Origin of the sequence: Streptomyces sp. NBC_01275 (assembly GCF_026340655.1) — a bacterium.
Taxonomy (GTDB): domain Bacteria; phylum Actinomycetota; class Actinomycetes; order Streptomycetales; family Streptomycetaceae; genus Streptomyces.
In genome coordinates, this window is sequence record NZ_JAPEOZ010000001.1 from 3,796,263 (window position 1) to 3,807,960 (window position 11,698).

At 71.8% G+C, this 11,698-nt stretch carries 9 protein-coding genes; 2 read left to right on the plus strand and 7 right to left on the minus strand.

Annotated elements, in window-relative coordinates; genetic code table 11:
• Positions 1-44: 44 nt before the first annotated feature.
• The 6 genes from OG562_RS16600 to mtrA form a co-directional block, all read right to left on the minus strand.
• Positions 45-791 carry a response regulator transcription factor gene (locus OG562_RS16600; protein WP_266398193.1) on the minus strand — a complete coding sequence of 249 codons (747 nt, stop codon included), beginning with the start codon at positions 789-791 and terminating at the stop codon, positions 45-47.
• Between the two features lie 204 nt (positions 792-995).
• Positions 996-1,688, minus strand: a complete 693-nt coding sequence (gene raiA, locus OG562_RS16605; RefSeq protein ID WP_266398195.1) for a ribosome-associated translation inhibitor RaiA — start codon at positions 1,686-1,688, stop codon at positions 996-998.
• 314 nt (positions 1,689-2,002) lie between these two features.
• Complete coding sequence (locus OG562_RS16610; RefSeq protein WP_266409299.1) at positions 2,003-2,860, minus strand: ComF family protein; 858 nt, start codon at positions 2,858-2,860, stop codon at positions 2,003-2,005.
• 266 nt (positions 2,861-3,126) lie between these two features.
• Complete coding sequence (locus OG562_RS16615; RefSeq protein ID WP_266398196.1) at positions 3,127-4,962, minus strand: LpqB family beta-propeller domain-containing protein; 1,836 nt, start codon at positions 4,960-4,962, stop codon at positions 3,127-3,129.
• Positions 4,952-7,183, minus strand: a complete 2,232-nt coding sequence (gene mtrB / locus OG562_RS16620) for an MtrAB system histidine kinase MtrB (RefSeq protein WP_266398198.1) — start codon at positions 7,181-7,183, stop codon at positions 4,952-4,954. Before mtrB ends, OG562_RS16615 begins: the two co-directional genes overlap by 11 nt.
• A gap of 1 nt (position 7,184) precedes the next feature.
• Complete coding sequence (gene mtrA / locus OG562_RS16625; protein ID WP_187282414.1) at positions 7,185-7,874, minus strand: two-component system response regulator MtrA; 690 nt, start codon at positions 7,872-7,874, stop codon at positions 7,185-7,187.
• Positions 7,875-8,081: 207 nt separating this feature from the next.
• Here mtrA and OG562_RS16630 point away from each other — a divergent pair, with 207 nt between their 5' ends.
• Positions 8,082-8,936: a GNAT family N-acetyltransferase gene (locus OG562_RS16630; protein WP_266409300.1), complete on the plus strand. Its 855-nt coding sequence runs from the start codon at positions 8,082-8,084 to the stop codon at positions 8,934-8,936.
• A gap of 65 nt (positions 8,937-9,001) precedes the next feature.
• Here the strand turns inward: OG562_RS16630 and mtnA are convergent, their stop codons facing one another.
• The gene (gene mtnA / locus OG562_RS16635) at positions 9,002-10,153 is read right to left on the minus strand and encodes an S-methyl-5-thioribose-1-phosphate isomerase (RefSeq protein WP_266398200.1); all 1,152 of its coding nucleotides are present in this window, start codon (positions 10,151-10,153) and stop codon (positions 9,002-9,004) included.
• Between the two features lie 140 nt (positions 10,154-10,293).
• On the opposite strand from mtnA, the gene OG562_RS16640 reads away from it, so the two are divergent.
• Positions 10,294-11,643 (plus strand): hypothetical protein, encoded by a 1,350-nt coding sequence (locus OG562_RS16640; RefSeq protein ID WP_266398203.1) that lies wholly within the window; start codon positions 10,294-10,296, stop codon positions 11,641-11,643.
• Positions 11,644-11,698 lie beyond the last annotated feature (55 nt).

Here is an 11,698-nt window from a genome sequence, read left to right on the forward strand (position 1 = left end):
CGGCTCACCGCCCGATCGGATGACCGGCTCACCGGATCCCCGGCTCACCGGATCTCGAGGATCTTCTCCCGCATCGCGTACACCACCGCTTCCATCCTGGAGTGCAGCTGCAGCTTCTCCAGGATGTTGCGCACATGGTTCTTCACGGTGTTCTCGGAGATGAACAACTCCTTGGCGATGTCACGGTTGTTCATCCCCGTCGCGACGAGCTTGAGCACCTCCAGCTCGCGGTCCGTCAGCCGCGGCGCCGGGACGAGCCGACGCTCGTCGGTCCGCTGGATCATCGACTTGAACTCGGTGAGCAGCTTCGACGCCATCGAGGGACTGATCTGCGACTGCCCGTCGGCGACCGCGCGAATCGCGGTGGCCACCTCGTCCGTGGAGATCTCCTTGAGGAGATAACCGGTCGCGCCCGCCTTGATCGCCTCGTAGAGGTCGGCTTCCTCGTCGCTGATCGTCAGCATGATGATCTTCGCGCTGGGGGCCACCTCCTTGATGGAGGTGCACGCCTCGATACCACCGCGCTTGGGCATCCGTACGTCCATCAGCACGATGTCCGGCAGCAGGTCGGCGGCCTTGTCCACGGCCTCGGCGCCGTCGCCCGCCTCGCCGACGACCTGGATGTCCTCCTCGGCCGCCAGCACGATCTCCAGTCCGCGGCGGAACAGGGCGTGGTCGTCCACGACAAGGACTCTGATCGGCTCCTTGCGTGAGGTGCCCCCGTCCGGGCCCATGCCGACGACGCCACCGTCGGCATCCTCGTCACGCATCGGTCCGAAGCTGTCCGCCATCGTTCCTCCCCCTGAAGGCTGCGGCCGTGGTCCAGGGCCATCGCCAACCCAAGGCAACGGCCCACCGGTTGAGCCGCCCTTGCCATGATTCCATGTCCGGACGACAACGGGGTGACAGTGCGGTGCCCGAAGGGGTCGCGCACGGGTGCCCCTGGGGGCGCACAAGCGCTCCAGGGGCACGCCGCTGAGTGTCACCGGGCCAGGTCAGCCGCCCAGCGCGCCGCCCGCCTCGGGGGAGTGCGCCTGCGCGACCATCGGGTCCGTGTCGAGGTGGATCACGCCGTAGTCGTAGGCGTGCCGCCGGTAGACGACGCTGGGCTGCTTGGTCTCGGAGTCGACGAACAGATAGAAGTCGTGGCCGACCAGTTCCATCTCGTAGAGGGCCTGGTCGAGGGTCATCGCAGCGGCGACGTGGGTCTTCTCGCGGACCACCAGCGGGCCATCGCCCTGTACCTCCAGCGAACCGATCTTCTTGGTCGGCACACTGGCCGACTCGTCCGCCGGGACGGCGTGGCCGTTGCTGTTGAGCGTCGCCACACCCGGAACGTGGTCGGGGACCTCTGCCGCGGAGAGCCGTCGCGCGCCGCGGCGCGTGTAACGCTTGTCGTGCTGCTTGCGCAGCTGGGCGTCGAGCTTCTCCGCAGCCAGGTCGAGTGCCGCGTACGGGTCGTTGGCCGCCGCCTCCGCCCGGATCACCGGACCGCGGGAGCGGAGCGTGATCTCCACTCGGTCACAGCGGTCGGCCTGTCGGGGGTTGGGCTCCTTGGACACCTCGACGTCGAGGCTGATCACCTTGCCGTCGAGCTTCTGGATCTTCTCCAGCTTCAGCTTCTCGGCCACGTGCTTGCGGAACCGCTCGGGCACCTCGGTCTTGCGGCCCTTGACGACGATGTCCACGCAGAACTCCGTTCCCGGATCACTCCGCTTCAGCGGCGGAGCATCTCCCTTTTGCACCAGGCCCCGGTAGGCACCGGAACCTCTGACTCGGCGACTTCCACCTCCTCCTCCCCCATGGACGAGATCTACACCCCAGGTGCTGCAGGGGATTACGAAACCCGCAGCACGGCATTCGGAAATGAGAGGTGTGGCCTGCGGCTTTCCCTCACAACCGAACATATCTCGCCCGGACGGATGTCGTCACCCTCTACTGCGGCGTACCTCCGTTCAGGTGAATTGACCCTCTCATTACCTGCAACGACGCAAGTTCTCACTCAGTTCCGGTTTATAGCGAAGGAATCCGGTGGCGCCGCGACCACGGCCGCGCAGACCACCTCACCGGCGCGGCCCCCGCCGCCCGGCCCCGCCGACGACCCGCCCGCACCTCCCTCCGCTGCTCCGGACGGCCGTACCTCTCTGCCTTCCCTGCCGACACGCGCGTACACAACCGCCGCGCCCACATCCCACCCCATGTACGGCCGCTCCGCATCCGCCCGCTCCGCCGCCGTGGCCGCCCGCACCGCGCGCGCCGCCTCCGCGAGGGACGCGCCTGTCGTGATCAGGTCGTCGACGAGCACCACCGGACCGCCGGACAGCACCCGCGCCCCGCCGGGAGCCACCACCAACGCGCCCACCAGGTTGTCCAGTCGCTGCCGGGAGTTGAGCCCGGCCTGGTCAGCTACCGCCCGCCGCTGCCGCAACACCGCCGCCACCCGCACCGACACCCCGGCCCTACGCAGCTCACCGGCCGCAGCGAAGGCGATCCGGCGGGCCGGGTCATGACCTCGGGCGCGGACCGAGGCGGGGGTGGAGGGAACGGGGACGAGCAGCACTCCTGCTCCGGGGGGAGGGGCCCCCTCCCCCACCCCCGCCTCCCCCAACCCCGCGCGCACCGCCCCCGCCAACGCCTCGCCGAGCGGTCGCGCAAGTGCCAGCGCGCCGCGCTCCTTGTGGGCCAGCAGCATCGCCCGTACCTCGTCCGCGTACCGGGTCGCCGCGTGCACGGCGGGCAGCCCGGGCGGTTCTGGTGTGGGCCGTACCCGGGCGGGCGCGGCTCCGTCCAGTGCGGTGCGGCACTGGGGGCAGAGCGCCGTGCGGCCGCTGCCGCAGCCGCCGCACTCGGTCGGCAGCATCAGGCCGGCCAGCTCCTGCCACCATCCGCGAACGGCTTCCACGACGACCACAGTGCCAAGGCGGGAACGGGCGCGCCACCCCTGTGGATAACTTCTCCGGCCCACCCTGTGGACAACCGTCGAAAAGACGCCCTGGAAGCCGTCAGGCCAAAGTAAAGAAGCAGCTCAGCCCGGAAAATCGCAAGATCGCACCGCCATAGGGCGGGCAGGCACTCGGAAGGCTCTCTCCCTCTCCTCATCTCTCCCCGACAAAGGAAAAGATCAGATCACCCGGGATAAAACGCGGCCGAAGCCGTCTCCTTCAGGGTTCGCCAGCCGCTCCCGCCGGGCAGCCACAACAGTCCGTCCTTGGAGGTGGCGAAGAGGGGGGCGTCGCTGTCCTCGGAGGCGGCGATGCTCTTGACCTCCGTGAGGCCCGGCAGGGTGCCCGCCTCGGGGATCGAGCCGTCGCACTGCACGTACTGCACCTGCTCCACTCCGCCGGACTCGCGCCCGACGACGACGAGCCGGCTGTCTCCGGCCCATGACACGGCCGAGACCTGCTCCAGTTCGGGTGTCGCGGAGCGCAGTTCCTGGACGGAGACGGACTGCTGGTCCCCGCTGCCGGCGGTCCGCTCGATCCGCCCGATGAGCAGGGACTGCTTGCCGTCCTTGTCCACGACGAGCGCGATGCGCGCCCCGTCCGCGGCGACCCGTACGGCGTTGATCCGACCGTCCAGCCTGGGCGTGAGCACCTCCAGCGGCTGCCCTCCGCCCTTCTCCAGCAGAAGCAGCCGGGGGGCGGCGGGGTTGCGGTCGGCCACCCACAGGTCGCCCTGGGCGTCCCAGCTGGGGGTGGTGAGGCGGTCGGTCTCGGTCTTGCCGCTGCTCTGCAGGACGGGCTCGCCGAGGGAGCTGCTGGTCACGGTGGAGGTGACGTAGAGCGTCTTGCCGTCGAGGGAGACTCCGGCGGCGCTGTGTTCGTCGCGGGCCACGGCGACCGAGCGCAGCGCCTTGGCGCCGTCGCCGAGGGCCCCGGGCACGGCGTCGGCCTTGGCGGTGCCGCCGGCGCTGCTGGCCATCCTGACGAGCCGGTGGCGGCCGTCGATGAAGTACAGGTAGGCGGGGCGGGTGACGGAGCCGCGGGAGGCGACGCCGACGGCCTCCTCCTCGGTGAGCGAGCAGAGTTGCCTGCCGTCGGCCCGCAGTGCGATCTCGTCCACGGTGGGGGTGAGGCTCTGGAGGGTGTAGAGCAGTTGGGCGGCCATCTCGTCGCACTTGCCGCGCCCGATGCGGGCCGCCTTGTCGTTCAGCGGCACGGTGAGCTTGTTCTGGTCGTCGGGCGTGAGCGCGGTGACGTCCTTCCGGAGCGTCGTGCCCGTGGGGAAGCTCGATCTGACGACGGGGCGGAGCCAGCTGGTGGGTCCGCTGAGCAGGGAGCGCACCATCTGGGTCGTGGGGTCGACGCGTTCGCGCACGTAGACGGGGTCGGCGACGGCCATCGGCTGTCCGGAGCCGGCGGCCGTGGTGTTCGAGGCGAAGTAGTACTTGTTGACGGACATGTAGTTGCGCTGGAAGTCGGACTTGCCCATGACGACGCCCTGGGGGAGCGCGTCGATGCGCCATTGGCTGCTCTTCTTGTCGCGCGTGAGGTGCACGGTCTGGCTGTAGCCGCCGGCGGCCGGCGTGTACGACTGTTGCGCGTCCACGGTGGCGACCTTGGCGCCGGTCAGGGTGAACGAGAAGTCGTCGCCCTCCTCCCGGCCGCCCGACCGGCCCGCTTCGGTCCCGGGGCCGTCCGCCAGCACCGTCGTGGAGCGCTCCGGCTCCCATTTCTGGGCAGCTCTGGGGGTGAGGTACTGCCGTGCGGTCGAGTAGCGCGGGTCGTCGCTGGTCAGCGCTTCGAGGAAGCCTTGGACGATTTCCGAGGGCGGGGCGTCGTCCCGGGGCGGCATCGCGAACACCCGCACCTGCGTGTCCTGACGCGGCGTGGACTCGACGCCGCGCAGATCCCCGTTGTCGGGCATCGAGGCGCACCCCGCCAGCAGTACGACACCGCAGGCGGCGTACGCCATCGCGCGCGCCGGCGTGCGCCGGTCGCCCCCCTTGCGGTCAGCGCCCACGAAATGCCTCCCCTTGCTCGTCCGAGCCCTCCGACCCGGCGTTCCGCCGACCCGAAACCCCACTCCTGGCCGCGTCCGTCCGACCCGAAGCCGCACTCCGTGCCGCGTCCGCCCGGCTGGAAGCCCCGCTCCCCACCACATCCGTCCGCTCCGGCGTCCCGCCCTCCACCGCACCCGGATTCACATCCGCGTCCGCCGTGTCGCGCGGGTTCTCATCGCGCCCCGTGTCGGCGGCGGGCGGGTCGTCCTGGCGTCGCGTGGGCGTCGCCGAGGAGGGCCGGGGGACCACGCGCGCGCCGTTGCCCGGCAGCGCCGTCGGGTCGGCCGTGGGGGCCGCGGCGGCCATCCGGGGCGTGAGCGGCGCCCGGGCGGGCGACAACTGCTCACCGGCGGTCTGCACCGGCACCGTGGCGCTCTTCTCGCCTCCCGCGCGCGGGAGGCCGGCGTCGTTGAGTCCGCGATTACGGCGGGAGTCCTTGGGTTCCAGCGGTATCGGCGAGCCTCGCAGCGGCTCGTCCGCGGTCCTGGGCAGGGTCAGCCGGAACTGTGAGCCGCCGCCCGGCTCGCCCCAGGCCTGGAGCCAGCCGCCGTGCAGCCGCGCGTCCTCCAGGGCGATGGACAGCCCCAGACCGGTACCGCCGGTGGTACGCGCGCGTGCCGGGTCGGCCCGCCAGAAGCGGCTGAAGACGCGGGTGGCCTCTCCGGGCTTGAGGCCGACGCCGTAGTCGCGCACGGCGATCGCGACGGCGCCGCCGGCCGCGGCGAGCTTGACGACGACGTCCTTGCCCTCGCCGTGCTCGACGGCGTTGACCACCAGGTTCCGCAGCACCCGCTCCACGCGCCGGGCGTCGGCCTCGGCGACCACGGGCTGCTGGTCGCCGATGACCCGGACGGTGGTGCCCTTGCGTTCGGCGAGCGGCGCGGCCCCGCTGACGACCCTGCGCACGACTTCCCTGAGGTCGATCGGCTCGGCTTCCAGGGCGGCGGCCCCGGCGTCGAAGCGGCTGATCTCCAGCAGGTCCGCGAGCAGCGTCTCGAACCGGTCGAGCTGGTCGGCGAGCAGTTCCGCCGACCGCGCGGTCACCGGGTCGAAGTCGACGCGCGCGTCATGGATGACGTCGGCGGCCATCCGCACGGTCGTGAGCGGGGTGCGCAGTTCGTGCGACACGTCGGACACGAACCGGCGCTGCATCCGCGACAGGTCCTCCAGCTGCTGGATCTTGAGCTGAAGGTTCTGCGCCATCTTGTTGAAGGCCTCGCCGAGGCGCGCGATGTCGTCCTCGCCGGTGACCTTCATCCGCTCCTGGAGCCGTCCCGCGGACAGCCGCTCGGCGATTCCTGCGGCCATCCGCACGGGCGTGACGACCTGCCGCACCACGAGCCAGGCGATCGCGCCCAGGAGTACGACGACGAAGAGTCCGGCGGTCGCGAGCGTGCCCTTGACCAGGCTCAGCGACTTCTCCTCCTGGGTGAGCGGGAAGAGGTAGTACAGCTCGTAGGGGTCGCCGTTGGGGTCGTTGACCCGTTTGCCGATGACCAGCGCAGGCTGGGAGTCCTTGTCGTCGAGGTAGATGACGCGGGAGTAGATCTGGGCCGCTCCCGTGCTGCTGTTGACCTTGGCGCGCAGGTCGTCCGGAACGCTCTTGTTGTAGTCCACGGAGCCGGAGGCACGCGGCCCGCGGACGCCGCCGCTGTCGTCGCCCGGGGGCAGGGTGACCACGTCGAACGCGCCCTGGCCGCCGCTGGACAGCGACTGCACGAGCTCGCTCATCCATTCGATGGCGTTCTGCGAGGCGGCGCCGTCCGCCGGGGTGCCGTCGGCGGAGGCCGCGCTGGCCGCTTCGTCGGCCTTCGCCTTGGCCACGGCGAACCCGCCGGTGGCCTGGCTCTGGGACGCCTTGACCTTGGCGTCCAGCAGCCCGTTGCGCACCTGCCCAATGACGACGAACCCGAGCAGCAGGACGACGCCCAGCGACATCAGCAGGGTCGTGACGACGACCTTGAGCTGGATGTTGCGCCGCCACAACCGCATGACCGGCAGCAGCGGCCGGCGCACCCAGCGCAGCAGCAGCCTCAGGACGGGGCTGCCCTGCACCCCGCCCTGCAGCAGTCCGCCTTCGAGGAGGCGTCCCAAGCGCGATCCCGCGGTCTTCCGGCCGACAGGCCGCTCCGGACGGGCCCCGGACCGGCCGGGGGCCGAAGCGGCACTGTCCCCGGACATGTCAGCTCGGTCCTGCCTTGTAACCGACGCCTCGGACGGTCACCACGATCTCCGGCCGCTCCGGGTCCTTCTCGACCTTGGAGCGCAGCCGCTGTACGTGCACGTTCACCAGGCGGGTGTCCGCGGCGTGCCGGTAGCCCCACACCTGCTCCAGGAGCACCTCGCGGGTGAACACCTGCCACGGCTTGCGCGCCAGGGCGACCAGCAGGTCGAACTCCAGCGGGGTCAGCGCGATCGACTGCCCTTCCCGCTTCACGGAGTGACCGGCCACGTCGATGACGAGGTCGCCGATGGTGAGCTGCTCGGGCGCGGGCTCCTCCGACCTCCGCAGCCGCGCCCGGATACGGGCGACGAGCTCCTTCGGCTTGAACGGCTTCACGATGTAGTCGTCGGCGCCGGACTCCAGCCCGACGACCACGTCGACGGTGTCGCTCTTGGCCGTGAGCATCACGATCGGCACCCCGGACTCCGCCCTGATCAGGCGGCACACCTCGATGCCGTCCCGGCCGGGCAGCATCAGGTCCAGCAGCACCAGGTCGGGTTTCGCCTCACGGAAAGCAGCCAGCGCCTTGTCGCCGTCGGCTACGAAAGACGGCTCAAAACCTTCACCACGCAACACAATGCCGAGCATCTCGGCCAGTGCGGTGTCGTCGTCGACGACAAGGACTCGTCCCTTCATAAACGACATCATCCCATTCTCGTAACAGTGACAGCGGCGCTGGTGAGCAGGGTCACTGGCCCGTGACGATAGTCGTACGCGGCGGTCACTGTCTGCCCCGACCGTCGTCGCAGCCGTCAGCGCTGATGTCAGCACCAGGAGAATCCCGTGCGCCACCGGCCCGACGGCACTCCCCCGACCGGAAAATCTCGGTGCGGTACGGCGCCCACCGGTGGTGGGATGCGCCGCATGACCGACTCCTTGCACGACCGTATCGAGCAGTACTACGCCACCGTCCCCCTGCTCTTCGCCGCCGCCGAGGACTTCGGCCCACTGCGCCTGTTCGTACGGAAGGACCCGGGCGCCCCGTACTACGGCGGCCCGAGTCACGCTCAGCCCACTGCCGAGGGCGCGCCGTCGGTCCGCACCGCCGACATCGCCCGGGTGCGTGCCCGCCAGCGCGAGCTGGGCGTGCCGGAGGCGTTCGAGTGGCTGGCCGAGTCCGCTCCGGCACTGCGTGCCCTTGTCGAGGCGGCCGGACTGCCGGTGCTGGAACGCCCGCTGATGGTGCTCGATCCGCACCTCCCGCTGGCCCCGCAGCCCCTGCCGGACGGTGTGACGCTTCGGGTGCTGACGGCGGACGACCCGGTCCTGCCCGCAGCGCTCGCCCTGCCCCGCCTGGCCTTCGCCAAGGAGGCCCCCACGGTGGCGTCGGCGGTCCGTACGGAGCTGACGGCGCTGGCCCAGGAGCTGACCGCCGACGGCACCGTGGCCACGGTCCGCCCCACCCTCAGCGCCGGGCACAAGACGCTCGTCGCCGCCCTGGCCCCGGACGGCGCCCCGCTCGCCACCGGCCACTACCACCCGGCGAACGGCGCCACCGAGATCGGCGGCATCGGCACCCTTCCCACCGCCCGCCGTCAGGGACTGGCCGCCGCCGTCACCGCGGCCCTGGTCGCCCACGCCCGCGACCACGGCGTCGGCACGATCTTCCTCGCCTACGCCGATGCCGGCGTCGCCCGCCTCTACGCCCGCCTGGGCTTCCGCCCCACCTCCACCACCCTTCTGATCGCCAACCAGCCCGCACGGTCGTAGAACCGAGACCCCGTCCACCACCCGATGCGACCGTCAGCCGCTCTCCCGCCGCTCTCGCCTGCCGGTCACGGTCGGGACCGCCCCTGGTCCTGGCCCGACCTGGCACACAGCTCGGCGAGCGCCCCGCCGGTCACCGGCGACACCGCGCCCTCCTCCGTGACGATCGCCGTCACCAGCTCGGGCGGCGTCACATCGAACGCCGGGTTGTACGCCTGCGTCCCCAGCGGGGCCACCGCGATCCCTCCTCCCGCTCCCGTCGCCGGCGCCTGCGGCACCGCGAACTCCGTCACTTCGGACCCGGCGCGCTGCTCGACCTCGATCGACGCCCCGTCCGCCGTGTCCGGATCCACCGTCGTCAACGGCGCGACCACGATGAACGGCACATGGTGGTAGCGCGCGAGCACCGCCAGCGGATAGCTCCCCACCTTGTTCGCCACTGCTCCGTCGGCCGCGATGCGGTCCGCCCCGATCAGCACCGCGTCGACCTCGCCCGCCGCGAACAGCGAGCCCGCCGCGTTGTCGGTGAGCAGGGTGTACGCCATGCCGTTGCGGGCCGCCTCGTACGCCGTCAGGCGCGCGCCCTGCAGCAGCGGACGCGTCTCGTCCACCCACAGCCGGCGAAGCCGCCCCGCCCGGTGCGCCGCGAGCGCCACCGCGAACGCCGTCCCCTCCCCGCCCGACACCAGCGAGCCGGTGTTGCAGTGCGTGAGGATGCGGTGCCCGCCGCCGGGCAGCAGTTCGTCGAGGAGCGCCAGCCCGTGCCGGGCCATCCGGGTGCTCGCCTCGGCGTCCTCCCGGTGCAGCTGCCGCGCGGCTGCCAGCGCAGCCCGAGCGCCCTGCCCCGGATCCCCGCCCCCGGCGAGCTCCGCCAGGTACGCGGACCGGGCCCGGCGCACGCCGACGGACAGGTTCACCGCGGTGGGCCGGGCGCCCGCCAGCGCCGTCGCGGCCTCGTCCACGTCGAAGCCGCGCGCGGCGGCGAGCGCGACGCCGTACGCCCCGGCGATCCCGAGCAGCGGCGCCCCGCGCACTGCGAGCGAGCGGATCGCCTCCACCAGCGCGGACGCGTCCGTACAAACCAGTTCGACCTCCTCGGCCGGCAGTCTCGTCTGGTCGAGAAGCACCAGGACGGGACCTTCAGGAGGCTCCTGCCATCGGATCGCCGGTATCCCGGCCGGCCGCTTGTCCTCGCCGGATCGCGCGTACTGATCAGCCATGCGGTCAGTCTGCCCCGTATCCGGCGGACAATTGAAGGTGTGCAGCCCCTACCGCGGCCGGTCACCCGGTGACCGCCCCATGGCACGATGGCTCCCAACCGGCCGCCGCGACCGCGGACGGGCACCGTGAAGGAGCGACGATGAAAGACACTCCGGGCTGGGCCTCGCCCGGATCCGCCCCGTCCGACGGACAGGAGCCCGGCGCGTCCGCTCCCCACGACCGGCCGACCGGCGCGCAGCCCACGGACCAGCCGGGCGTGAACCCGCAGAGCCCCGGCCCGAAGTGGTCCGAGGAACAGCCGCCACCCGCCCAGTGGTCCGCGCCCACAGGCCCGCAGAACCCGGGCCAGGCCCCGCCGCCCCCACCGCCCGGCCCCGGCTGGGGCAACCGACCGCCCGCCGGCCCCAGCGGCTACGGCGGCGGCCCCGCAGGCTACAGCGGCCCCGGCGGTTACGGCGCTCCCAGCGGCTGGGGCGCCGGCTGGGGCGGCCCGCCCCCCGCGGCCAAGCCCGGCGTGATCCCGCTGCGCCCGCTCGGCGTGGGCGAGATCCTCGACGGCGCCGTCTCCACCATGCGCACCTACTGGCGCACGGTCCTCGGCATCTCCCTGACCGTCGCGATCGTCACCGAGATCATCGTCGTCCTGCTGCAGGGCCTGGTCCTGAACGGCACCACGGACACATCCGCCCTCAGCGACCCCAGTGCCACCTTCGAAGAGCAGACCGACGCCATGCGCGACGTCATGCTCAACTCCGGCGTCATCCTCCTCGTCACGCTGATCGGCACCATCGTCGCGACCGCCCTGCTCACCGCCGTCACCAGCCGCGCGGTGCTCGGCAAGTCGGTCACCCTCAAGGAGGCCTGGCGCGACGCCCGCCCCCAGGTGCCCAGGCTCTTCGGCCTGATCTTCCTGCTTCTGCTCATCGCGGCCGGCGTCGGCCTCGCGGGCGTGCTGCCGGGCATCCTCGTCGCCGCCGCGGGCAGCAGCGAAGCGGGCGCCGCGCTCACCGGCCTGGGCAGCCTCGCGTCGGTCGTCGTCGCGCTGTGGCTGCTGGTCCGCTTCTCCCTCGCCTCGCCCGCCCTGATGCTCGAGAAGCAAGGCATCAGGAAGTCCCTGGGCCGCTCCGCGAAGCTCGTGCGCGGCTCCTGGTGGCGGGTCTTCGGCATCCAGCTGCTCGCCCTGGTCATCGCGAACATCGTCGCGACGCTCGTCGTCGTCCCCTTCGCCCTCCTCGGCGCCGGCCTGAGCGACGAAGGCATCGGCGGCCTCATCGACGCCGGCGGCGCCTACGGCTGGACCTACCTGATCGTCAGCGGGGTCGGCTCGGTGATCGGCTCCATGATCACGTACCCCATCACGGCAGGCGTCTTCGTGCTCCTCTACATCGACCGGCGCATCCGCCGCGAGGCCCTCGACCTCGACCTGGCCCGCGCCGCAGGCATCCAGGACTACGGCTCCTCCGCCCCCGGCACGACCCCCGGGAGCTGATGCGGTGCGTCCGACGGGGGGAGTTCTCACAGCGGTACCGCACCCGGGCGGCACA